Annotated in this window: 21 protein-coding genes; 12 read left to right on the plus strand and 9 right to left on the minus strand. The window is 73.6% G+C overall.

Translation table 11 applies throughout. The annotated features are described in order from the left end of the window. Positions 1-59: 59 nt before the first annotated feature. Positions 60-686, minus strand: coding sequence for a dihydrofolate reductase family protein (locus IE178_RS15530; RefSeq protein WP_193512698.1), 627 nt, complete (start codon positions 684-686; stop codon positions 60-62). A 141-nt stretch (positions 687-827) separates the two neighbouring features. Here IE178_RS15530 and IE178_RS15535 point away from each other — a divergent pair, with 141 nt between their 5' ends. Beyond that, entirely contained in the window at positions 828-1,580 is a 753-nt protein-coding gene (locus IE178_RS15535) for an SDR family NAD(P)-dependent oxidoreductase (protein ID WP_193512699.1), read from the plus strand. A 132-nt stretch (positions 1,581-1,712) separates the two neighbouring features. On the opposite strand, the gene alc is transcribed toward IE178_RS15535, so the two are convergent. Both alc and allB read right to left on the minus strand, forming a co-directional pair. Then, entirely contained in the window at positions 1,713-2,843 is a 1,131-nt protein-coding gene (alc, locus tag IE178_RS15540) for an allantoicase (RefSeq protein WP_193512700.1), read from the minus strand. 32 nt (positions 2,844-2,875) lie between these two features. Then, positions 2,876-4,216, minus strand: coding sequence for an allantoinase AllB (gene allB / locus IE178_RS15545; protein ID WP_193512701.1), 1,341 nt, complete (start codon positions 4,214-4,216; stop codon positions 2,876-2,878). A gap of 247 nt (positions 4,217-4,463) precedes the next feature. On the opposite strand from allB, the gene allR reads away from it, so the two are divergent. After that, complete coding sequence (gene allR / locus IE178_RS15550) at positions 4,464-5,270, plus strand: allantoin degradation transcriptional regulator AllR (protein ID WP_193512702.1); 807 nt, start codon at positions 4,464-4,466, stop codon at positions 5,268-5,270. 31 nt (positions 5,271-5,301) lie between these two features. Here allR and IE178_RS15555 read toward each other — a convergent pair whose 3' ends face one another. After that, the gene (locus tag IE178_RS15555; protein WP_193512703.1) at positions 5,302-5,616 is read right to left on the minus strand and encodes a DUF5955 family protein; all 315 of its coding nucleotides are present in this window, start codon (positions 5,614-5,616) and stop codon (positions 5,302-5,304) included. Between the two features lie 204 nt (positions 5,617-5,820). Here IE178_RS15555 and IE178_RS15560 point away from each other — a divergent pair, with 204 nt between their 5' ends. Further along, positions 5,821-6,435 (plus strand): nucleotidyltransferase family protein, encoded by a 615-nt coding sequence (locus IE178_RS15560; RefSeq protein ID WP_184761355.1) that lies wholly within the window; start codon positions 5,821-5,823, stop codon positions 6,433-6,435. 205 nt (positions 6,436-6,640) lie between these two features. Further along, entirely contained in the window at positions 6,641-8,266 is a 1,626-nt protein-coding gene (aceB, locus tag IE178_RS15565) for a malate synthase A (protein WP_193512704.1), read from the plus strand. Positions 8,267-8,319: 53 nt separating this feature from the next. On the opposite strand, the gene IE178_RS15570 is transcribed toward aceB, so the two are convergent. After that, positions 8,320-9,234, minus strand: a complete 915-nt coding sequence (locus tag IE178_RS15570; RefSeq protein WP_193512705.1) for a HipA family kinase — start codon at positions 9,232-9,234, stop codon at positions 8,320-8,322. Between the two features lie 77 nt (positions 9,235-9,311). On the opposite strand from IE178_RS15570, the gene IE178_RS15575 reads away from it, so the two are divergent. Next, complete coding sequence (locus tag IE178_RS15575; protein WP_193512706.1) at positions 9,312-9,545, plus strand: hotdog family protein; 234 nt, start codon at positions 9,312-9,314, stop codon at positions 9,543-9,545. A 265-nt stretch (positions 9,546-9,810) separates the two neighbouring features. Then, entirely contained in the window at positions 9,811-10,197 is a 387-nt protein-coding gene (locus tag IE178_RS15580; protein ID WP_318280077.1) for an FAD-dependent monooxygenase, read from the plus strand. Positions 10,198-10,241: 44 nt separating this feature from the next. Here the strand turns inward: IE178_RS15580 and IE178_RS15585 are convergent, their stop codons facing one another. Then, a complete protein-coding gene (locus IE178_RS15585; protein WP_193512852.1) occupies positions 10,242-11,795 on the minus strand; it encodes an IucA/IucC family protein in 1,554 nt (517 codons plus the stop codon). A gap of 136 nt (positions 11,796-11,931) precedes the next feature. On the opposite strand from IE178_RS15585, the gene IE178_RS15590 reads away from it, so the two are divergent. From IE178_RS15590 to IE178_RS15600, 3 genes are read left to right on the plus strand one after another with little or no spacing between them, the layout of a single operon-like run. Next, positions 11,932-13,449: an IucA/IucC family protein gene (locus IE178_RS15590; RefSeq protein ID WP_193512707.1), complete on the plus strand. Its 1,518-nt coding sequence runs from the start codon at positions 11,932-11,934 to the stop codon at positions 13,447-13,449. Between the two features lie 45 nt (positions 13,450-13,494). Then, positions 13,495-14,775: a VWA domain-containing protein gene (locus IE178_RS15595; RefSeq protein ID WP_193512708.1), complete on the plus strand. Its 1,281-nt coding sequence runs from the start codon at positions 13,495-13,497 to the stop codon at positions 14,773-14,775. Further along, positions 14,775-15,584 (plus strand): hypothetical protein, encoded by an 810-nt coding sequence (locus IE178_RS15600; RefSeq protein ID WP_193512709.1) that lies wholly within the window; start codon positions 14,775-14,777, stop codon positions 15,582-15,584. The genes IE178_RS15595 and IE178_RS15600 overlap by 1 nt, the downstream gene beginning before the upstream one ends. Before the next feature lie 47 nt (positions 15,585-15,631). Here the strand turns inward: IE178_RS15600 and IE178_RS15605 are convergent, their stop codons facing one another. Further along, entirely contained in the window at positions 15,632-16,264 is a 633-nt protein-coding gene (locus IE178_RS15605; RefSeq protein WP_193512710.1) for a winged helix-turn-helix transcriptional regulator, read from the minus strand. A gap of 83 nt (positions 16,265-16,347) precedes the next feature. Here IE178_RS15605 and IE178_RS15610 point away from each other — a divergent pair, with 83 nt between their 5' ends. Further along, positions 16,348-17,556, plus strand: a complete 1,209-nt coding sequence (locus IE178_RS15610; protein ID WP_184761362.1) for a pyridoxal phosphate-dependent aminotransferase — start codon at positions 16,348-16,350, stop codon at positions 17,554-17,556. Positions 17,557-17,736: 180 nt separating this feature from the next. On the opposite strand, the gene IE178_RS15615 is transcribed toward IE178_RS15610, so the two are convergent. Beyond that, the gene (locus tag IE178_RS15615) at positions 17,737-18,438 is read right to left on the minus strand and encodes a hypothetical protein (protein ID WP_184761363.1); all 702 of its coding nucleotides are present in this window, start codon (positions 18,436-18,438) and stop codon (positions 17,737-17,739) included. Between the two features lie 54 nt (positions 18,439-18,492). Further along, positions 18,493-18,819 carry a hypothetical protein gene (locus IE178_RS15620; RefSeq protein WP_193512711.1) on the minus strand — a complete coding sequence of 109 codons (327 nt, stop codon included), beginning with the start codon at positions 18,817-18,819 and terminating at the stop codon, positions 18,493-18,495. A 158-nt stretch (positions 18,820-18,977) separates the two neighbouring features. On the opposite strand from IE178_RS15620, the gene IE178_RS15625 reads away from it, so the two are divergent. Next, the gene (locus tag IE178_RS15625) at positions 18,978-19,868 is read left to right on the plus strand and encodes a serine/threonine-protein kinase (RefSeq protein WP_193512712.1); all 891 of its coding nucleotides are present in this window, start codon (positions 18,978-18,980) and stop codon (positions 19,866-19,868) included. A 63-nt stretch (positions 19,869-19,931) separates the two neighbouring features. After that, a complete protein-coding gene (locus IE178_RS35985; RefSeq protein WP_318280078.1) occupies positions 19,932-23,462 on the plus strand; it encodes a serine/threonine-protein kinase in 3,531 nt (1,176 codons plus the stop codon). Positions 23,463-23,636: the final 174 nt, after the last annotated feature.

Consider the following 23,636-nt stretch of genomic DNA (forward strand, 5'->3'; position numbering starts at 1 on the left):
TACGGTCTCCGGGACGCCTCCCGGCGGGCGGTGCGGCGCCGGGCGTACGGCCGCCGTGGTCAGGCGTCCTCCGGGAGGTCGTACGTGCCGTACTCGGGGCTGCCCGCGACGTCGTAGCTCTGGACGGACACGCCTGCGGCGGTGATGTGCCCGCCGGTGTGCCGGAAGGCGGTCGGCAGCGACCCCTCCGCGAACAGGCGGCGCCCCGCTCCCAGGACGACCGGGTAGGTCAGCAGGTGCAGGGTGTCCACGAGTCCGAGCGTGAACAGGGACTGGGCGAGGGCACCGCTGCCGTGCACCTGGAGCTCGCCGTCGGTGCGCTCCTTGAGGGCGGTGACCTCCTTGGCGAGGTCCCCGCCGATCACCGTGGTGCCGGCCCATTCCGGGTCGGTGAGGGTGCCGGAGACGACGTACTTCGGCAGGACGTTCAGCTTGCCGGCGACCGGGTCGGCGGGATCGGTCATCTTCGGCCAGTACCCGGCGAAGATGTCGTACGTACGGCGGCCGAGGAGGAAGGCGCCCACGCGGGCGAACACCCCGTCGACGAAACGGCCGAAGTCCTCGTCCACGTACGGGACGCTCCAGCCTCCCTGGCCGAAGCCGTCCCTGGTGTCCTCCTGAGGGCCGCCGGGCGCCTGGTAGACGCCGTCGAGGGTGACGAAGGTGGTGACGACCAGCTTGCCCATGACGGTTCCTGCCTTTCGGTGAGCGGGGGGTGTGACGTCATCAGCTCAGACCCCGGCGGGGCCCGCAACTCCTCGGCCGTACGACAGGTCGACGTCCGTTCGCCGCCAGCACCCCGGGGACTCGGGCGCTGAGATGGGCCCATGACTGCACACACCTCTGAGAAGACCCTGCTCGGCAAGGCGGCTCTGGTGACCGGCGCGAGCCGCGGCATCGGTGCGGCGACGGCGCTGCGGCTCGCGCGGGACGGCGCGGACGTGGCCGTGACCTATGTGAACGGCAAGGAGGCCGCCGAGGACGTCGTCCGGGCCGTGGAGGCGCTGGGGCGCCGCGCGGTGGCCCTGCGCGCGGACGCCGGCGTTCCGGAGGACGCGGCCGGGGCGGTGACGGCGGCCGTGCGGGAACTGGGCCGGCTGGACGTCCTGGTGAACAACGCGGGCGTCGGCGTGCTCGGCCCGGTGGACACCCTGTCGCTCGAAGACGTCGACCGGGTGCTCGCGGTGAACGTGCGCGGCGTCTTCCTGACCTCCCGGGCGGCCGTCGCCCACCTGCCGCGCGGAGGGCGGATCATCACCGTCGGCACGTGTATGACCCAGCGCGTGCCCGGTCCCGGCGGGACGCTCTACGCGATGAGCAAGTCGGCGCTGGTGGGGCTGACCAAGGCCCTCGCGCGGGAGCTGGGCGAGCGCGGGATCACGGCGAACATCGTCCACCCGGGCCCGATCGACACGGACATGAACCCGGCGGACGGGCCGTACGGTCCCGGCCAGGCGGCGATGACGGCGCTGGGCCGTTTCGGCACGGCCGAGGAGGTCGCCGACACGATCGCCCACCTGGCGCGGTCCGCGTACATCACCGGCGCGGAGTTCGCCGTGGACGGCGGGCACGCGGCGTGACCCACGCCGTACCAGGCGCGCTGGGCGTCCGCCGGGCACGGCGGCTGTCCCGCGCGCCGGGCCCGGGGGAGCGCGGGGCGCCGGCGCCACGGCAGCGCGGGCACCGCGGCCAGCCCAGGGTTTCCGGGGATGTCAGCCGGCCAACTCCCGGTGGCGGGCCGCGAGTTCGGCCTCTCCCCGCTCGGTCGGGGAGCCGAACAGCCGCAGCCGGGAGATCCCGCCGTCGGGGAAGATGTCCACGCGCGCGTGCGTGCCGACCGCCGGTTCCGGCAGGACGAAGCGGTGGTTGGTGTCGGGCTGGAGGCGGGTGCGGGGCAGGATCTCGCGCCAGTCGCCGCCGCCGTTGTCGCCGCTGTCGGCGTCCTTCACCGCAACCGACGCCCAGCCCGCGCTGTTGCCCTTCAGGTAGGCCGTGTCGATCTCCAGGGCGCTGATCCGCGCCTGGGCGACCAGCCGGTAGCGGATCCAGTCGTGGCCCCGGTCGCGACGGCGCCGGGTCTCCCAGCCGTCGTCCATCTTGCGGGACCGGCCGGGCCGAATGGTGTTGGCGGCCGGCGAGTAGAACAGGTCCGAGGCGTCCTCGACCCGGCCGCCGTTCTCCAGGGCGACGACGTCGAAGGTGCCGAGCGCCGCCAGCCACGCCGGGTCGGGGACGACCTCGCCGTACACGCGCAGCCGGGCGATGCCGCCGTCGGGGTGCTGCTTGAGGCGCAGGTGGGTGAAGCGCTGTTCGACCACGACGGCGAAGCCGTTCGCCGCGTGGCCGCCCACCGGGGTGCGGGGGACGAGCGTCGTCCACTTCACGTCGTGGGAGAGCAGTTCCCCGGGGGACGGAGAGCCCGCGACCGAGGTGGCCTCGACGGACACGGCCTGCGGGTAGTTGCCGCGGAAGTGCGCGGTGTCCACGACGATGCCGCGGACGACTCCGGGCGCGCCGAGCCGGATCAGCGCCCAGTCGTGGTCCTCGGTCGTCGGCCAGGGGTGCTCGGCGGAGGTGCCGCGCCGGCGCCGGGTCTCCCAGCCGTCCATGATCTTGCCCTTGTGCCCGAACCGCTCGGGGTCGAACTCGGCGCGCCCGGGCAGCAGCAGGTTCTCGCGCTGTGCGAAGAACTCGTCGTTGGCGGCGATGACACCGGCGCCGAGCCGGCGGTCGGCGAGGTCGGCGTGGTGGGTGAAGGGGAAGTCGGCGGTGCGGTAGTCCGCGTACGGGTCACCACCGCCGTAGGGGTGCGCGTCGCCGGTGAAGCTCTCGATCGCCGTCACGGTGATCCGGTCCTGCCTCTCGGGAGTCGGTGTCAGTGGGAGCGGGTGAGCAGTCGGCCCCTCGGTTCGGTGAAGGCGCCGTCGGCGACGATGCGCCGGCCGCGCAGCCAGGTGGACCTGACGACGCCGTACAGGGTCCTGCCCGCGTACGCCGTCACGCGGTTGCGGTGCTGGAGGGCCGCCGGGTCGACGGTGAAGGTCTCGTCGGGAGCGAGGACGGCGAAGTCCGCGTCGTATCCGGGTGCGATGGCGCCCTTGCGGGCGTCGAGTCCGACGAGCGCGGCCGTTCGCGTGGACATCCAGCGCACGACGTCCTCCAGGCCGTGGCCGCGGGCGCGGGCCCCGGTCCAGACGGCCGGCAGGCTGAGCTGGAGGCCGGAGATGCCGCCCCAGGCGGTGGCGAAGTCGTCCGTCTTCAGGTCGGCGGTGGACGGGGAGTGGTCGGTGACGACGCAGTCGACGGTGCCGTCCGCCAGGGCCTGCCACAGCAGGTCCTGGTTGGCGGCCTCGCGGATGGGCGGGCAGCACTTGAACTCGCTGGCGCCGTCCGGGACCTCCTCCGCGGTGAGGGTGAGGTAGTGGGGGCAGGTCTCGACGGTGAGGCGTACGCCGTCCGCCTTGGCCGCGGCGATCACGGGCAGCGCGTCGCTGGACGACAGGTGCAGCACGTGCACCCGCGCGCCCCGACGTTTCGCCTGCTCGACGAGGAACGCGATGGCGGTGTCCTCGGCGGCGCGCGGACGGGAGGCGAGGAAGTCGGCGTACGCGGGGCCGCCGTGCTGCGGGGCGGCGGCGAGGTGGTGCGGGTCCTCGGCGTGCACGATCAGCAGCCCGTCGAAGGCGGCGATCTCCGCCAGGGAGCGGGCGAGTCGCTCCCGGTCGAGGTGCGGGAACTCGTCCACGCCGGAGGGCGACAGGAAGGCCTTGAAGCCGAAGACGCCGGCCTCGTGGAGCGGGCGCAGGTCCTTGACGTTGTCCGGCAGGGCGCCGCCCCAGAAGCCGACGTCGACGTGGGCCTGGTCGGCGGCGACGCGCCGCTTGGTGCGCAGGTGGTCGACGGTGGTGGTCGGCGGGAGGGAGTTGAGCGGCATGTCGATCAGCGTGGTGATGCCGCCGGCCGCGGCGGCCCGCGTGGCGGTCCAGAAGCCCTCCCACTCGGTGCGGCCGGGATCGTTGACGTGCACGTGGGTGTCGACCAGGCCGGGCAGCAGGACGTCGTCGCCGAGGTCCTCCAGGCGGGCGCCCTCGGTGACGGGTGCGTCGTACGGCAGTACGGCCGTGATCGAGCCGTCGGCGACCGTGACGGACGCGGAGCGCGTTCCCTCGGGAGTGATGACGCGCGTCGAGCGCAGCACCAGTTCGGCGTCGGACACCCGGATCCTCCTGAACTCCCGACTTCCACCCTGAAGAATTCAACGTTCTGTTGAAGGAGTCTTCACCTCCGCCCCCACCCCGTCAAGGGTCCGCTTCGCGCGCGGACCCACCGAGGGCCACCCCTGGACGATTCCACAAGGCGGAATTAGGCTTTCGGTAAGCAGAACGCAGCTCTGCACAAGCGGGCAGCCGACCGGCTGCCGGGTAGGCTTCTGCCCTTCCTGCCAGCCCCGAAAGGAACGCGCCGTGCCGACGTCCAGCGCCAGCACCACCGACTCCGCCAGGTCCGCCGCCAGTGGTGGCGTGCAGTCCCTCGAGCGCGCCTTCGATCTGCTCGAACGGATGGCGGACGCGGGCGGCGAGGTCGGCCTGAGCGAGCTGTCCGCGAGCAGCGGACTGCCCCTGCCGACCATCCACCGGCTGATGCGCACCCTCGTGGCGTGCGGCTACGTGCGTCAGCAGCCCAACCGCCGGTACGCGCTCGGCCCGCGGCTGATCCGGCTCGGCGAATCCGCCTCCCGGCTGCTGGGCACCTGGGCCCGGCCGTACCTGGCGCGTCTGGTGGAGGAGACCGGCGAGACGGCCAACATGGCGCTGCTCGACGGGGACGAGATCGTGTACGTGGCACAGGTGCCGTCCAAGCACTCCATGCGGATGTTCACCGAGGTCGGGCGGCGCGTCCTGCCGCACTCCACCGGCGTGGGCAAGGCCCTGCTGGCCGGTTTCCCGGCGGAGGAGGTACGGGCCCTGCTCGGCCGTACCGGCATGCCCGCCGCGACGGACAAGACCATCACGACCCCGGAGGGCTTCCTCGCGGCACTGGAGGACGTACGCCGCCAGGGCTACGCGATCGACGACAACGAGCAGGAGATCGGCGTCCGCTGCCTCGCGGTGCCCGTGCCGGACTCCCCCACGGCGGCCGCGATCTCGATCTCCGGTCCCGCGGGCCGGGTCACGGAGACGGCGACGGAGCGGATCGTGCCGGTGCTCCAGCAGGTCGCGGCGGAACTCTCCGAGGTGCTCACCACCTCGGGCAGCACCCCGGCCACCTGACCACCCACGGCCCTGTCCGCGGGGGCGTGGGTCAGCCGCGCGGTGACCGGCCGAACAGGTCCACCGCCTCGCGCAGCTCCCGCACGCCCTGGCCCAGCGCGCTCACCGAGCCGATCGCACCGGCGATCAGCAGCAGCGAGCGCCGCAGCCGGGAAATGTCCGGGTCTTCGGTGTCGGCCAGTGCCGCCAGCGCGGCAAGTTCCTCGTCCGCGATGCTCCGGTCCCGGAACTCCGCGGGATGGGCGGCGAGTTGGCGGCGTAACCGGGACACGGCGGCGGACAGCTCCCTCATCCGTGGATCCGCCTGACTGCCGGGCACACGCCTCTGCTCCACGCTCCGCAACACAGTCCTCCCCCTGGTACGCCGTCGTGCGCTCCCCTGCCCGGTCACAGCACCCCGCCGACCGGTGCGCGCCAGTAAACGCCACCCCGGGGGGTTTGCGCCAGTCCGCTGCGTCATCGACTTGTCTCACAGCGTGACGTCGTGGCCCGGGGCACCCGTCCCCCGCGCCGCGCCGGCAGCACGCCACGGGTGCTGTATGCAGGACGTATGACGACACCTCAGACGGGCGGGGACACGGCGGCGGTCACGGGACTGCTGCTCGCGGCGGGCGGCGGGCGGCGGCTCGGCGGCCGGCCCAAGGCGCTGCTCACGCACCGGGGGCGCCCCCTCGTGGAACACGCGGTGGAGGCGCTCCGCGCGGGCGGCTGCGCTCGCGTGCACGTGGTGCTCGGGGCGCGGGCGGACGAGGTGCGTGCCCGCGCCTCGCTGCCGGACTGCGTCCTCGTCGACAACCCCGCCTGGGAGCGGGGCATGGGCACCTCCCTGCGGGCCGGGCTCGACTCGCTGGCCGGCACGGGCGCGCGGGCCGCACTGGTCTCCCTGGTCGACCAGCCGGGCATCGGACCGCGGGCGATCGCCCGGGTGCTCGGCGCCTACGACTCTCCGCGGTCGCTGGTCTCGGCCGCCTACGACGGCGTACGCGGCCATCCCGTCCTGTTCGGCTCCGCGCACTGGAGCGGGATCGCCGCGACTGCGACCGGCGACCGAGGGGCACGTGCCTATCTGACGGAGCACGCGGAGCGGGTCACGCTCGTCGAGTGCGGCGACGTGGCCGAGGCGTACGACATCGACACCGAGGCCGATCTGGCGCACCTCGAATGAGCCGCCGGTGGCGGGTGAGAGGGGTGGCACCGAGCGCCGCCTTCCCTCGGCCCGGAGAATCTCGACATCAACAAAACATTGAACTTCCACTATGAGGAAACTACTATCCACTGCCCAGAAGCGCCCGCCCTCCGTACAGGCGTCCCGAGCCGTACCCGGGCCGACCGGCACCCGGTGCCATGCACGCCGAAGGAAGTGACAGCTGATGTCCGCACCAGCGCCGTCCCCGCTGGCCATCGTCGACGCCGAGCCCCTGCCCCGGCAGGAGGAGGTCCTCACCGAGGCGGCACTCGCCTTCGTGGCCGCGCTGCACCGGCGGTTCACGCCCCGGCGTGACGAACTCCTCGCCCGCCGCGCGGAGCGCCGCGCCGAGATCGCCCGCACCTCCACCCTCGACTTCCTCCAGGAGACGGCCGCCGTCCGCGCGGACGACTCCTGGACGGTGGCCCCGGCCCCGGCCGCCCTGGAGGACCGCCGCGTCGAGATCACCGGCCCCACCGACCGCAAGATGACCATCAACGCCCTCAACTCGGGAGCGAGGATCTGGCTCGCGGACTTCGAGGACGCCTCGGCGCCCACCTGGGAGAACGTGGTCCTCGGCCAGCTCAACCTGATCGACGCCTACACCCGGAACATCGACTTCACCGACCCTGGGTCCGGCAAGTCCTACGCCCTGCGCCCCAACGAGGAGCTGGCGACGGTCGTCATGCGCCCGCGCGGCTGGCACCTGAACGAGCGTCACCTCACCGACCCGGACGGCACCCCGGTGCCCGGTGCGCTCGTCGACTTCGGCCTGTACTTCTTCCACAACGCCAAGCGGCTGATCGAGCTCGGCAAGGGCCCGTACTTCTACCTCCCCAAGACGGAATCCCACCTGGAAGCCCGCCTGTGGAACGAGGTGTTCGTCTTCGCGCAGGAGTACATGGGGGTCCCCCAGGGCACCGTGCGCGCCACCGTCCTCATCGAGACGATCACGGCCGCGTACGAGATGGAGGAGATCCTCTACGAGCTGCGCGACCACGCCTCCGGGCTGAACGCCGGCCGCTGGGACTACCTGTTCTCCATCGTCAAGAACTTCCGTGACGGCGGGGCGAAGTTCGTCCTGCCCGACCGCAACGCGGTCACGATGACCGCCCCGTTCATGCGCGCGTACACCGAACTCCTCGTGCGCACCTGCCACAAGCGCGGTGCGCACGCGATCGGCGGCATGGCGGCGTTCATCCCGTCCCGCCGGGACGCCGAGGTCAACAAGGTGGCTTTCGAGAAGGTCCGCGCCGACAAGGACCGTGAGGCGAACGACGGCTTCGACGGCTCCTGGGTCGCCCACCCCGACCTGGTCCCGATCGCCATGGAGTCCTTCGACCGGGTGCTCGGCGACCGGCCGCACCAGAAGGACCGGCTGCGCGAGGACGTCGACGTGCACGCCGCCGACCTGATCGCGATCGACACCCTGGACGCCAAGCCGACGTACGCGGGCCTGGTCAACGCCGTGCAGGTCGGCATCCGCTACATCGAGGCCTGGCTGCGCGGACTCGGCGCGGTCGCCATCTTCAACCTGATGGAGGACGCGGCCACCGCCGAGATCTCCCGCTCCCAGATCTGGCAGTGGATCAACGCGGGCGTCGTCCTCGACAACGGCGAGCGGGTCACCGCCGAGCTGGCCCGCAAGATCGCCGCCGAGGAACTGGCGAACCTCCGCGCCGAGATCGGCGAGGAGGCGTTCGCGGCGGGCACCTGGCAGCAGGCCCACGACCTGCTGCTGCAGGTCTCCCTCGACGAGGACTACGCGGACTTCCTGACCCTGCCGGCGTACGAGCGGCTGAAGGGCTGAGCACGGTACGTCTCCGAGCGGCCCGGGGCCCCTCGGAGACGTACGTACGGCCGTCACCCCAGGTGCACCGACCAGTCCTGTTCCGCCGCCGGCTTGCCGTGCAGGTCGGGGACGCGCTTGAGCCAGTCCGGGCGGCCCTGCCGCGTCCTCGCCGCACGCCGGGCGTTCTCCTCGGCGAGCTCCCGCGCGCCCGGGAAGTCGGTGGGCAGCCAGGCCCGGGAGGCCCGCACGCGCGCGTGGAGGTACGTCACATACGCCTCCCGGACCGCGTCGGGCGTGGCGAACCCCGGTTCGTCGGCCAGCCAGTCGTCGGGGACCTCCGCCGCGATCTCCCGCAGCAGTTCCTCCGTCACCTTCGGCGCCAGCTCGGCGTCCGCCGCACGTACGTCGGGGCCGTAGTGGCCGAGGGCGTGGTGGCGGAAGTCGTACACCTTGGCGGGGTCGGAGCCGTCCCAGCGGTGGTGGAAGACGAGCGCGGCCCCGTGGTCGATGAGCCACAGCCGCGGCGGTGCCACGCCCAGTGTCGGCCAGACCACCAGGTTGGAGCTGTGGACGGTGCGGTCCACGTTCACCGTCAGGGCGTCGAGCCAGACGATCCGTCCGGCCTCCAGCGGATCGAGGGGGAACGCCCGCGCCACCTCCGGGGTGAAGTCCTTGGCGCCCGGGAGGTAGTCCATGCCGAGGTTGACCCCGGCGCTGGAGGTGTGCAGCTCCCGCACCTCCTGGTGGGGCTCGTCGGCCGCGATCGCCGGGTCGAAGTGCACCAGCACCAGCTCGGGGAAACGCAGCCCCAGGGCCCGGGCCAGCTCTCCCACGATCACCTCGGCGACCAGCGCCTTGCGCCCCTGCGCGGACCCGGTGAACTTCACGACGTACGTGCCGAGGTCGTCGGCCTCGACGACGCCGGGGACGGAGCCGCCGGTGTGCAGGGGCTCCACATAGCGGGTGGCGGCGACTTCTCTCAGCATTCTCCCGACCCATCCGCCTCTTCGGCCCCGTGATTTCCTCGGCCCTGCGATCCGGCTCCCGGCATGAGGTGAGCATAGTGACCGAGGGTGATGACCGGCGAGCGATTACTCTCGCCGCCGCCCGGTACATCGTCGACCGCGTCAAGGACATGGTCGTCTCCGGCGGGGAGAACGTCCATCACGGCACGGTGGACTCGGTCGAGGAGGTCAAGGGAATCGGGGTGCGGGTGCGGCCGGCCCTCACCGTCGAAGTGGAGGGCAGCGCCAAGCCCGCCAGGGTGGCCCAGGCCGTGCACCGGCACAACGCCTGACAGCCGGCCACGGCCGTCCGCCTGCCCCGTCGCGGCGGACCGTGGCCGTCGGCCGGGTGCGGCGGGCTCGTCCCCGCTTCCACCGAGCGGAAGGATCTCGGCCATGGCAGGCACTACCGCGGGCCCGGGCGCCCGGTGACCAGCAGCGCGCCGGCACTTCCCAGGGCTCTCGACGTGCTGCTCGCGCACGCGCCCGCCGGCGTCCGGGCCGAGGTGCTCGACGACCTCCCGGGAATGACGCCTCATACGGTGAGTCTCCAGGACCGTGCTGCCGTTCCGCAGCTTCGTCCAGCAGCCGATGCACCACGGGCGGCTGGTACTCGCCGGGGACGCCGCCCACACGGTGCCGCCGACCGGCGCCAAGGGCCTCAACCTCGCCCTCGCGGACGTGCGGGTGCTGGCGGAGGAACTGGAGCGGGCGGTGGCGGGCGGGGACACGGCCCCGCTGCGGACCTACAGCGAGCGGGCACTGCGCCGGGTGTGGAAGGCGCAGCACTTCTCCTCCTGGATGACCACCCTGCTGCACACGCTGCCGGACGCCACCCCGTTCGACGTCCGGCGCCAAGAGGGCGAACTGGCCGCGGTGACCGGCTCCACCGTGGGATCGACCTATCTCGCCGAGGCCTACACCGGCCGGCCGGAACGGCGCTGAGCACGGCATGGCCCCGCCGGAAGCCACCGTCGGCACACCGGAGTTCACCCGGCGATCAGCGGATTGGGCAGCGGGCGGTAGCGGGCGTCCGCGCCGTCCGCGCCGGTCCAGCGCAACAGGAGGTTGGTCTTGCCGGGGAGGGTGGGCGCGGTGAGCAGGGCGGTGGCCTCGGGGAGCTCGTGGCGGGCCAGTTCGTGGCGGACGGCGGGCCAGGGGTCGAGGCCGGGGTGGTGCTCGGCGAGGGCGGCGGCGATCTCGGTGAGGTGGTTGACGACCAGGCAGTACACCAGCCGCTCCCAGCCGGCCTCCCGGGACACCGGGGGCAGCGATGTCGCGCGGGTCGCGTCCGGGAGGAGTTTCACCCCCTCGGCGTCCCGGAAGAGGGCCTGCACGGGCATGCCGTCGGCGTCGACGGCGATCAGCGTGTTCTGCAGATGCGCCTCCAGGACGACGCCGTGCCCGGCGAAGGCCGCCAGCGCCGGGGGCACCACCTGCGCCAGGTACGCCCGCCACCAGGCGGCCGGACGCGCGGTGGTGGCGAGCGGATTGCCGTCGAAGCCCTCCGCCAGCGCGGCCGCCAGGTACGGGGTCGCGCCGAAGGCCAGATGCCCGCGCAGTCCGTCGCGCACGACGACGGCCACCTGCTCGAAGGCGAAGTCCGCGGTGCGATGGCCCCGGTCGCTCAGCCACGCCGCCGGTCCGTCGAACGCGGCGAAGGCCGAGCGCACGGCCGTGTCGGTCCCGTGCAGTGTCAGCAGGTCGTGGCGCCACAGCCGTCGGATGTCGTTGGTGATGCGCACATCCAGGCTGAACTTCAGGAACAGATCGCGTCCGGGCGCGTACACGGTGCGGAGCGCGGCCGTCGGCCACACCTCGAAGGCGGTCGTGCCCAGCCGGATCAGCCGGCCGTCGGCGAAGGCGGGGGCGAGGTCCCGGGCCGCGAGGTCCAGCTGCCAGGGGTGGGCGGGCAGCAGACGGTAGCCGGGCGGGGCGGTGCCCAGACGGTCGAGGGCCTCGGTGTCGCCCTCCTCGACGACCGCGTCCTCGCGCAGCCCGAGCAGCGTGAGCGGGAAACGGGCGTATGCCTCGGGCGCGTACGGCAGCCAGCCGGCCGCGGGGCCGCCGCCCCGCGCCTTGGGGGCGGGATGGTGGGTGTGTCCGGTGAGCAGGGACTGCTCGGAGCGCAGATACGGGTCGTCGGGCGGGGTGGCCCGGGCGCGGGCGGCGAGCAGCGCGGCCACCGTGTCCCGGCTGTCGATCATCTCGGCGGGCAGTTCGTGGTTGGACAGGCCGGTGTGCCGGCGCAGCTCCTCGGCGACGAGTCGCACCAGCTCGGTGTGGCCGACGCGCTGCCAGACGCCCTCCGTGTACACCTCGGGCGCGGCGGGGCGCCGGGTTCCGCGCACCCGCAGCAGCCGGTCCGCGCCGGGGAGGAGGTACGTCCGCTGCCCGTCGGCGTCCGGTGAGGGCTGCGGGCCGGGCAGGGGCCGGGCCACCTCGCGCAGCACGCAGTTCAGCAGCGGCACGGCCGCGTACGCGTCGGCGCGCCCGGCGAGGTCGGTGCGGCTCGCCGCGTCGTCGGCTGCGGGCGGGGGCATGAGGTCCACGCGTTCTGGTTCCCTACGGTCTGTCCGGGCGGGGACGATCAGTATCTCTGCCATCGTCCGCCCATACGTCGAGCCGATGCGTCCGGCCCCTACGTCCCACCCTGCGCGTCACCCGAGGAGTCCGCCCGTGCACCGTCCCTCCACCGCCGAGGCCGAGATCGCCGACGAGCTGAGCGCCGTACGGCCCGGACTCGTGCCCCGGTACACGGGCGGGCTGCCCGCCGCCCGCGCGGCCGTGCTGACCCGGCTGTGGCGCGGTCTGGCGCATGAACCCCTGCCGTGGATCGCCCGCCGTGACCGGCGCCGTGACGGACTCACCCTGCGGCTGGCGGACGGGCGGCGGCTGCACGGGCCGCGGGCGGATCCGTATGCCACCGGCGCGTACGTCACCGCCGTACGGCTGGACGAGGTGACGTACGACGATCCGGCGCGGCTGATGACGTCTCTCGCCGTGCCGCACTCGGCGGTCTTCGCCGCGGAACTCGGGCACAGCGTCGCGTCGTTGGCGTTGTCCCGGGCGGGTGGGCAGGCGCACCCGCAGGAGTGGCCGGCGCGGGACTGGGAGTGGGAGCAGCGGGTGGTCGACGGGCATCCGTTCCACCCCAACTGCCGTTCCCGGCCGGGTTTCTCGGTGGCCGAGCAGCTCGGCTACGGGCCCGAGCACCGGCCGGTCGTGGAGCTGGGGCTGGTGCCGGTGCCGGCCGCGGAGTGCCTGGTGACGGGGGTGTGGCCGGACTGGCTGCGGGAGGCGGGGCGGGTGGTGGTACCCGTGCATCCCTGGCAGGCGGCGCACGTGCTGAAGCGCAGGGCCGAGCGGCAGGGTGAACAGCGGCTCGCCGCACATCCGCTGATGGCGCTGCGCACCCTCGCGCTGCCGGACGGGCCGCATGTCAAGACGGCGCTGAGCGCCCGGCTGACGTCCTCGGTGCGGGACATCTCACTGGGCTCGGTCGCCGCGTCGGCGGTGCTGTCGGACTTCGGGGAGGCGGTGGCGGCGCGGACGGACGGGCTGCTGCACATCACCCGCACGCTCGGCGCGGTCGCGGCCGGGTCCCCCGACCTGGCGGCGGTGCTGCGCGAGTCGCCCGAGGAGTACGCGGCGGACGGGGAGCGGGTGGTCCCGGTGGCGGCGCTGGCGACGACCGGGCTGCCCCGCTCCCCCGACTGGCTGGGCCGGTTCGCCCGGCTCGCCCTGACGGTCGGGATGCGGCTGCTGGAGCTGGGGGTCGCCCTGGAGGCACACGGCCAGAACCTGCTCGTGGTGCTGTCGCCGGCCGGTGATCCGGTGCGGCTGGTCTACCGCGACCTGGCCGATCTGCGGGTCGGCCCGGCCCGGCTGGCCCGGCACGGCATCGAGCTCCCCGAGCTGCCGGCGCGCATGGTCACGGACGACGAGCGCGTCCTGCGGCGCAAGCTGTTCGGCTCGCTGGTCGCGGGCGCGCTGGCGGGGACGGCGGGGTCGGGACCGGTGCTGCGGGCGGCCCTGGAGAGTGCCGGACGGGACCTGCCGCGCACCCCGGACCGGGCGGCGCTGGTCGACGCACCGCTGCCCGCGAAGGCGCTGACGCTGATGCGGCTGTCACCTCGGACGGCCGGGGACCAATGGGCGGAGCTCCCCAATCCGCTGCACGAGGCGACCATGTGACGGACCGTTTTGGAGCCCGGCACCCCTGATCAATAGGATCCGCCGATGATCAGAAGAAAACGGCCGGTGGCAGGCGTCTGCGCCCTGCTCGCCGCACTGACGGCCGGGCTCGCCTTCCCGGCCGGGGCGGCCGCCGGTGAACCCACGGGCCAGGACGCGCCCAAGGTGAACCTCGTCCTCGATGTGAGCGGCTCGATGCGGGCCCGGGACATCGACGGCCGGTCCCGGATGGCGGCGGCGAAACAGGCGTTCAACGAGGTGCTGGACGCGACGCCGGAGGAGGTTCGGCTCGGCATCCGGACCCTCGGCGCCGACTACGCCGGCGACGACCGCAAGGAGGGCTGCAAGGACACCGCGCAGCTCTACCCGGTCGGCCCGCTGGACCGCACCGAGGCCAAGACGGCGGTGGCCACGCTCGTCCCGACGGGCTGGACGCCGATCGGCCCCGCGCTGCTGAAGGCGGCCGGCGACCTCGACGGCGGCGACGGCTCCAAGCGCATCGTGCTGATCAGCGACGGCGAGGACACCTGCGCCCCGCTCGACCCGTGCGAGGTGGCCCGGGAGATCGCGGCCAAGGGCATCGGCCTCACCATCGACACCCTGGGCCTGGTGCCGAACGTCAAGATGAGCCGGCAGCTCAGCTGCATCGCCGAGGCGACCGGCGGGACCTACACCTCGGTCGAGCACCAGGACGAACTCACCGACCGGGTGAACGAGTTGGTGGACCGCGCGGCCGAGCCGGTGGTGACCCCGGTGGCCACGGAGGGCGCCGACTCGTGCGACCGGGCGCCCGTGCTGCAGTCCGGTCTGTACACCGACCGCGAGGAGTTCGGGCAGCAGCGCTGGTACCGCGTGGAGGTGCTGCCGGGGCAGGAGTTGCGCGCCTCGGTGAGTGTGGCCGCGGACCGGGCCGTACGCCCGGACTACGGCGTGCTGCTGCGGGCCGTCACGGTGCACGGCCGCGAGACCGTGCGCGGCGAGGCGACCGGCAACGGCCGTACGGATGTGCTGTCCACCGGACTGCGCCACCCCGAGCCCGAGCGGGAGGGCGAGGACGGCGACGGCGACAAGCCGGCGGCCGAGGTCGTGTGCCTGGTGGTGACCAACTCCTTCTCGGCGGACTCCGGGGTGAAGACCACGCCCGGTCTTCCGCTGGAACTGACCGTCGACGTGGTGGAGGGTCCGGACGGGTCGAGCGACGTGGCCTCGTTCGGTCTGGGCCGGGGCTGGTGGCTGCTCGGCGCGCTGATCCTCACCGGCTTCCTCGCCGGTCTCGTCTGGGGCTGGCTGTCACGCTGGCGGGTCGCTGTCTGGAGGACCAACTGATGCGCGTCATCCGTGTGCTGGGCACCGCCCTGCTGACGCTCGGGCTCGCCGCCGCGCCCGCCGCGGCCGACTCCTCGCCCTCCCCGAGCGCGTCCGAGGAGGACGGGGCGCCCACCCGCGCGGGCACCTCGTTCCGTACCGCGACGGAGGTCGAACAGGGGCAGACCGCCACCGCGCGCGCGTCCACGGGCGACTACCTGTACTGGTCGTTCCCGGCGGACGCCGGGCAGCGCCCCACCGTCCGCGCGACGGTGAGGCTGCCGGAGAGCCACGCGGCCGAGACCTGGCAGATCGATGTGTACGACGGTCTGCGCCGCCGCCAGGCCTGCCAGTACGGCGCGCAGACCCGCACCGCCGGGGCGGACACGGCCTCGGTGGAGCTGGAGTGCGTGCTGCGCACGGTGCGCGCCTGGTCGGAGCCGTGGGCCGACGACCCGCTGCCGGGCACGTACTACGTCCGGCTCACGGCGCTGCGGGTGGCGACGGCCGACCTGGGCCAGCCGGTGGGCGCCGAACTGCGGGTCGACTCCCGGGATATGGGTGGCGCGGCGGCGGTGGACGGCGCGCTGGCGCAGCCGCTGGTGCCGGGCATCGCGACCCCGGTCGGGACCGACTTGGCGGAGGACGACGACTCGCCCACCGCCGTGCTGGCCGGCCTGGAACCCGAGGACGGCTGGGCCTCGGGCTGGTGGTCCGACCGCTGGCTGTGGACGGCGGCGGGCGGCGCGCTGGCCGCCCTGGCGGGTGTCGCCGGGTACCGGCTGACCCGGGGTTCCGGGCGTCCGCCCGGGGTGCCGCCGCACGCGTGACACGGTCTGCGGAAGACCCGCCCGGTGCGGGTTTTCCGCCGTTCGTGTCACATCTCCCGGAGGGCCTTGGCGAACGTGCCGTCTCCGCTCACCCCGACCCGCCCGGCGCGCACCGCGCCGGGCAGGGCCAGTTCGCCGCGGCTGATCGCCGTACACGTCCCGGTGTCCAGGGACAGCAGGGCGTCGGGCTCTGCGGGGGCCGGTCCGTCGCCGTACACGGGCCCGTCCTCCGTGCCGACGTGCAGGTGGAACCGCCCCTCCTCCAGGCGGACTTCGACCAGGCCCTGGCCCACGCCGTCCAGGGCCCGCAGCAGGGGCAGGGCGAACCAGTGGGCCCGTACCGCGTCCGTGGGGCGCCGCTCGCCCAGGTCGTCCTCGCCCCACGCGCCGAGGGCCTGGAGCACGGGCAGCAACGCGCGTCCGCGCGCGGTGAGTTCGTAGACGTAGGCCGCGCCGGGCGGGGGCAGGCGCCGCCGGGTGGTGAGAGCGTCGCGCTCCATGTCCTTCAGCCGTGAGGCCAGTACGTCCGTGCTGACGCCGGGCAGGTCCGCGTGCAGGTCGGTGTAGCGGCGCGGGCCGGCGAGGAGCTCCCGGACGATCAGCAGGGTCCAGCGGTCGCCGACGGCGTCTAGCGCGCGGGCGGCGGAACAGTACTGGTCGTAGCTTCGGCGAGGTGACATGCGACGCAGTCTAGACATGTTGTTGGACTTTCCAAGCTCCCACTTGGTAAAACCAAGCAACACCAGAAACCGGAGGGGCACGCATGGAGTTCCGGCAGTCGAGCAAGCTCAGCGAGGTCTGTTACGAGATCCGCGGTCCGGTCATCGAGCACGCCAACGCGCTGGAGGAGGCGGGGCACAGCGTGCTGCGCCTGAACACCGGCAATCCGGCCCTGTTCGGTTTCGAGGCGCCGGAGGAGATCCTCCAGGACATGATCCGGATGCTCCCGCAGGCGCACGGCTACACCGACTCGCGGGGCGTCCTCTCCGCCCGCCGGGCGGTGGCGCAGCGCTACCAGACCCTGGGCCTGGAGGTCGACGTGGACGACGTCTTCCTCGGCAACGGCGTCTCGGAGCTGGTGTCGATGGCCGTGCAGGCCCTGCTGGAGGACGGCGACGAGATCCTCATTCCCGCGCCGGACTTCCCGCTCTGGACCGCGGTGACGACCCTCGCCGGCGGCAAGGCGGTCCACTACCTGTGCGACGAGCAGGCCGACTGGTACCCCGACCTGGACGACATGGCGGCGAAGATCACGGACCGCACGAAGGCCGTGGTCATCATCAACCCCAACAACCCCACCGGCGCGGTGTATCCGAAGGAGGTCGTCGAGGGCATCCTCGACCTGGCCCGCCGGCACGGCCTCATGGTCCTCGCCGACGAGATCTACGACCAGATCCTGTACGACGACGCCGTGCACCACTCGGCCGCGGCCCTCGCCCCCGACCTGGTGGTCCTCACCTTCTGCGGACTGTCCAAGACCTACCGGGTAGCCGGGTTCCGGTCCGGCTGGCTGGTGGTCACCGGGCCGAAGCAGCACGCGAAGGACTACGTGGAGGGCCTGACCATGCTGGCCTCCATGCGCCTGTGCGCCAACACCCCCGCCCAGTACGCCATCCAGGCCGCGCTCGGCGGCCGGCAGTCCATCCGCGAGCTGACCGCGCCCGGCGGCCGGCTGCGCGAACAGCGCGACGTGGCCTGGGAGAAGCTGAACGAGATCCCCGGCGTGAGCTGTGTGAAGCCGAAGGGCGCGCTGTACGCGTTCCCGCGCATCGATCCGTCCGTGCACAGGATCCACGACGACGAGAGGTTCGTCCTGGACCTGCTGCTGCAGGAGAAGATCCAGGTGGTCCAGGGCACCGGCTTCAACTGGCCCTCCCCCGACCACTTCCGCATCCTCACCCTCCCCCACGCCGACGACCTGGAGGCGGCGATCGGCCGGATCGGCCGCTTCCTGAGCGGATACCGGCAGTAGCGACCGACCATGAGTCGGCCGCCGCCGCATCCTCCGCCCACGTCCCCACTGGCCACCGGCCCGGTACGAGCACCCGGACCGGAGCGAACCACCGGCGGGGCGAGCGCGTCCGTTTCGCCTTCGGCCCCCAGCGGTGGGCCGCCTCCGTCCCGTACGCCGCCGCTCACCGCCCCTCAGCGGTCAGGCGGTGAGCGGTTCGATGTCGGGGCGGCCCTGGGGCCGCGGTGGTCCGGGCGACGGAACCGGTTCCCCGATCTCCTCCCCCAGCGCGGTCACCGCGCCGTCCAGTACGTCCGGGCCGACGATGTTGATCAGCAACAGGCCGAGCGCGTACGACTTCTGCGTGTCCGTCATCCCGCTCGCGGCCAGCGACTCCACCGCGGTGGCCAGGTCCTGCTGCTCCTGCTCGGGCAGGTTCTGCAGCAGGGCCAGGCAGAAGGCGGGCAGGGCGACGCGGGCGCGCTCGAACCGCACCCCGCGCATGATGCGGGTGACCTGCTGGGAGCGGTCCTTGGCGCGCACCCGGTCCACACCCCGGTCGGCCACCCCCAGCAGCATCGCGAGGATGAGGTTGGGACCGACGCCGACCTCCTGGTCCCCGATGCGGACGTTGAACAGCGAGCTGCGGAACAGTGCCAGCGCGGCCAGTCCGGCGACGAGCACCTGGAGGGCCGCCGTCTGGTCGGGGGACGTGGCCCCGAACCGCCAGCCGAAGGCCCGGATGAGCCACAGGACGCCGCCGCTCGCCGCCGCGTTGAGCAGGACGTAGAACCAGGCGCTGGCGACACCCAGCAGGGCCGACGGGCGGTCGCGGTAGCGCGACATCAGCTCGGCCGTGCCCACCAGCGCCCCCAGCACGCCCGCCGCGACGAATCCCTGCACCTGGTGTCCTCCCGCCTGTCGCGTTCCCGAACCGGTCCTGCGCCGTCGTACGGACTACCGGGATCCCTCGGCGAACCGCCGCCCGGCGGCGGTCAGTTCCAGCGCCTCGTCGGTGCCCTCGGGGATCACCTCGATCAGCTCCAGGCGCCGCAGCACCTCGACCGCCTCCGCGATCTGGAGCGTGGTGAACCCGAGTTCGGACCGCAGCTCGCCGACCGCGGTGCGCGGCCTGCCGTCGAGGGCGCGCACCACCCGCGCCGCGTGGGGCGGCAGCGCGTCCGTGGGACGGGCGGCCCCGGACGGCACCTGCGCGGACGGGGACCGACGGCTCGTCGCGTCGAGAAACGTACTGAACGGATCCACGGAGTGGTCCTTGGACATCGCGGTCCTCCTTGGAGCGACACAACTACCGCACCACATCACCCCGTTGGGCGACTTGGGGCGCAAACCGTCCCCGTTCGGGCGCATCCCCCTACTATACGAGGGTGACATGGATCACAGGGTCCGTTCCGATCCGCGCGAACACGGGGAGAGCGCCGATGGGCACCCGAAACCGGACGCTGCTCATGGACCGCTGGGCGATCGGCCCGCGGCTGGGCCGGGGCGGGATGGGCACCGTCTACAGCGCCGTCGACCGGGCCGGCGGCGAGCGGTGCGCCGTGAAGGTCCTGCGCCAGGACGCCGCTTCGCATCCTCCGGGCGGGGACCCGCGCGTCCTGCGGGAGCTGCGTACCGCCGAGGCGCTCGTCCACCCCCATGTGGTGCGCACCCATGCCTGCGGGTACGCCGACGGGCGGTACTTCCTGGTGATGGAGCTGTGCGAGGGCGGCAGCCTGGAGGAGCGGGTGCGCCACGCCGGGCCGCTCGGCCCGGACGCGGCGGTCGCCCTGTTCCTCGACGTGCTCGACGGTCTGCACCACGCGCACACGGCGCCCCTGGAGGCCGTCGACGCCGAGGGCAGGCCGGTCCGCGTCACGGGTGTGGTCCACCGTGACATCAAGCCGCACAACCTTCTGCTGACGGGCGATCCGTCGGCGCCGGAGGTGAAGATCGCGGACTTCGGACTGGCCAAGTCGTACGAGCTGGCCGGGGCGAGCGGGCTGACCCGTACGGGCGCGTCGGCGGGGACACCGGCCTTCATGCCCCGGCAGCAGGTCGTCAACTTCAAGTACGCCCGGCCCGACGTGGACGTCTGGGCGGTCGCGGCGTCCCTGTACTTCGTGCTGAGCGGAGGCCGCACCCCGCGGGACTTCCCACCCGACCGCGACCCCTGGCTGACCGCCTGGCACAGCGCGCCCGTCCCGCTGTCACAGCGGGCGCCGGGCGTCCCCCCGCGCCTGGCCCGCCTGGTCGACGACGCCCTGACCGACACACCGCACATCCGCTTCCCCACCGCCGCCGCCCTCCGGTCGGCCCTGGCGGCGGTGTAGTCCCGGACACCGGGGACGCCGCTGCCGCCCTCCCCACCGCTTCCTCCCGGAAGGATCCGTCTCATGCCGGCGCACAGCTCACGCTCCTGGCCGTCGTCCGGAGACCGTTCCCCGAGGGGGGACGACACCGGCTGGCGGACGGGAGCGACGGTCCTGGGCGAGTTCGTCGTCGAACGCGCCCTGGGCAGCGGCGGATTCGGCGCGGTCGTGCTGGCGGTGAGCCGGCGCACCGGCGACCGGTACGCGATCAAGCGCGTGCACCGCGCCGACCCGGTGGAGCAGGGGCGGTTCCTCACCGAGGCGCAGCGCTGGATCGGGCTGCCGCCGCATCCGCACATCACCCCCTGCCACTTCACCCGCAGCGTGGGGAACCAGCTGGCGGTGTTCAGCGAGTACGTCGCCGGAGGGTCCCTGGCGGACTGGATCTCGGACGGACGGCTGTACGCGGGCACCCCGGGCGAGGTCCTGCGCACTGTGCTGCGCATCGCCGTGGAGGCCGCCTGGGGGCTGGACGCCGCGCACGCCCACGGGCTGCTCCACCTCGACACCAAACCCGGCAACGTCCTGCTCACCGAGGACGGCGGCGCGCGCATCACCGACTTCGGGCTCGCGGCGGGCGGCGAGCGGGACGACAAGGAGATCATCGGCACGGAGTTCGCCCTGGATTTCCTCGCCCGCGAGGGTGACGGCATCGACGCCGCGACCAGCGAGGTGCTCAAGACCGTGCTGCGGCAGACGCTGGCGGAGGCGCGCGCGCAGGAGGCGCCGCCGCCGAGCGCGGTCGCGGAGGGCGTCACCCCCGGCTACACCTCCCCGGAACAGGCCGAGGGACGCCCGCTGACCCGGCCCGCCGATCTGTGGAGCTGGGCCGTCACCGTGCTGGAGATGTTCACCGGCGGGCGTACCTGGCCGTCGGGGACCGTCGCCGGTGCCGCGCTGGAGGCGTTCCTGGAGGCACAGCGCGACGGTGCGGCCGGCCCGGTCGCCATGCCCGACGGGGTGGCCGCGCTGCTGCGGGCCTGTTTCCGGACCGATCCGCGCCAGCGTCCCGAGTCGCTGCGGGACGCGGCGGACAGCCTGGTGCGGACCGCCGTGCGGGAGTGCGGGATCCCGCTGCCCGGTGATCCGCCGCCCGCCCTGCCGCGGCCCTCCCTGAAGGGCGGCTTCGAACGGCGGATGCCCGGTGGGTCCGCCTGGCAGGATCCCCGGGAACTGCTCGGTGCCGCCTACGACGCCGCCGGCCGGGACCCCGGGGAGGCGGTGCGGTTCTGGCCGAGCGGGCACGGCAGCCGGGCCTCGCAGTCCATGGAGGATCTGCGGGCGCTCACCGAGGCGGCCCGGGTCCTCGACACCGTGCGGGACCCCGAAGTCCCGGTGCGGCTCCTGCGGGCACGGGTGACCGCCGAGTCGGGCCGGGTACGGCACAGCCTCAACGACCTGTCCGGAGCCGTCGAGGCGTACCGCTCGAGTGCCCGGGCCCTGGAGGAGCTGGAGCGCCTGGCGGGACCGGACTTCGAGCACGCCCTCTGGCTGCGGCTCACGGTGCTGCACTCGCTCGCCATCGTCCTGCGGCTGTCGGGATCCGCCGGTGAGTCGGTGGCGATCTGCGATCAGGTCCTCGACGCGGCGACCGCGCTCCCTGATCCGGTGGAGGCCGCCCGGGTCCGGGGCATGGCCCTGGGGACGAAGGCGAACGCCGTCGGCGATCCGCACGAACGGATCCCGCTGGCCGAACAGGCCGTCCGGGCCATGACCGTCGCCGGTGACGACGAGGGCCTGGCCCTGGCGCTCGCCGGCCGGGCCGCGGCGCTGGAGGAGGCGGGACGGCCGGGCGAGGCGACCGCCGTGTGGGAGCGGGCCGAGGCGATGATCGAGGCCGCCGCCGCGCCGGGCCGGGCCGATCTCGACGCCGTCCGGGCCATCCTGCGCCTCAACCGGGCGATCACCGCCGACGGCACACAGGACGCGGCCCGGTACGCCCGGAAGGCGATCGAACTGTACGAGCCGCTGGTGCGGGAGAGCGGCCGGCACGAGGTGGCCGGGGACCTGGGACGGGCCCTGCTGCTGTCCGGCCTGGGACACGAACACGCCGGGCACCCGCAGGAGGCCCTCGCCTCGTACCGGTCGGCCCGCGCCGTGCTGGAGGACGCGGTACTGCGGGACGGCCGGCTGGAGTACACCCGGTTTCTCGCGCAGGCGCACGACCACGAGTCGACGCTCGTGCGGGGCCTCGGGGACCCGGCCGCCGCCGTCGCCCTCGCCCGGCGGGCCGTCGAGGTGTGGGACCGGCTCAGCGCCACGGACGGCCGCAGCGCCTGGGCGGTCGAACGGGCCGACGCCCGGCACAAAGTCGCCGACGCGCTCATCGACGCGGGTGAAGGAGCCGCGGCGGCACGGGAGTTGGACGAGGCCGAACGGGTACTGGGGACGGCGCCCGGGACGGGCTCGGGCGCCCGCCTGGTCGCGACGCTGATCCGCAACGGGCGGGCCGTGCTGCACCGCAGGTCGGGTGACCCCGATGCCGCGTGCCGCGAGGCGCGGGCCGCGCTCGAGGTGCTGGGCATGCCGAGCACCCCTCAGGAGGAGCACGTCCGGGTGCAGTGCCTGCAGACGCTCAACGCCTCACTGGGCAACCTGGGACTGTACGAGGAGGCGCTGGCGGTCGTCGATGACATCGCCGCGGCGGTGGAGTCCCTGGTCGCGCGCGGTGAGGCGTCCCTGAACGATGTCGCGGGCGCCCGCCAGCGCCGGGCCAACGCCCTGCTGCAGCTCGGCCATGTCGACGAGGCGAAGGAGCCGGCCCGCCAGGCGCTGCGGGACTACCGCAGCCTGATCGACGCCGGACGCGACGACCTGGTGAGCGAGGCGGCCCGGCTGCGCGGGGCCCTGTCCGTCGCACTCCAGCGGTCCGGCGATCTCGACGGCGCGGCCCACGAGGTGGAGGCGATGCGCCGGCACTTCGCCGAGCAGACCGCGTATCCGTGGCAGCGCCTGCTCCCGGCACAGGCCGTGAACACGGCGGCCTCCCTGGGTGCCGACCCCAACGCGCTGCTGCTGCGGGGCCTGGACCACCGGCTCGCCGACCTGGCGAAGGTACGGACCGTGAAGCCGCGGCATCTGGAACGCCTGCTCGCCGATCTCGCCCGCGAGCGCGACGAGCTGGTCTCGGGGTCGAGGTCCGTCATGGAGCCGGCCCAGGTGTCGCAGGCCCTGGAGGACCTGTGCGGCAGCCTGCTGTGGCTGGCGGACAGGCACCCGCGGGACACGGTGTTCGAGGCGGGCATGGTGACGGGGCTGTTGTCCGGCGTGACCGCGATGCGCTGCGGCCGCGGCGGCGCGGCCGACCGCGGGTTCCGGCTGGCGATCGCCCACGGGCGGGTCCTGGTGCGGGACCGCGGGCGGCTGGATCACCTCCCGCTGTGGGTCGACGCGCATGTGGCGTTGGCGTCCTGGCAGGCCTTCCGGGGTGACGACGACGGGTCCGCGCACACGATGCGCGAGCTGGACGGCCGGCTCGCCGCCGCCGTCCCCGCGCAGGCGGCCGCCTGGTCGGCCCGCGCCCGCCAGACCCTGGCCTCGTTCCGACATCCCTAGGGCCGGTCTGACAATGCGCGTCGTCGCCCGCAGGGCGGCCTCGCGGCGTCAGGTGCGTGCTCTCGGCGTGCCGGGCGCAGAGCCTCGTACGGGATGTACTCGGCTCCGCGCCCGGTGCGGCGAGAGTGCGTGCATGGCGTCGCGAGACAGGCGGGAATGGCCAGACAGGCCATA

Origin of the sequence: Streptomyces griseoloalbus (assembly GCA_014650015.1) — a bacterium.
Lineage (GTDB): Bacteria > Actinomycetota > Actinomycetes > Streptomycetales > Streptomycetaceae > Streptomyces > Streptomyces griseoloalbus.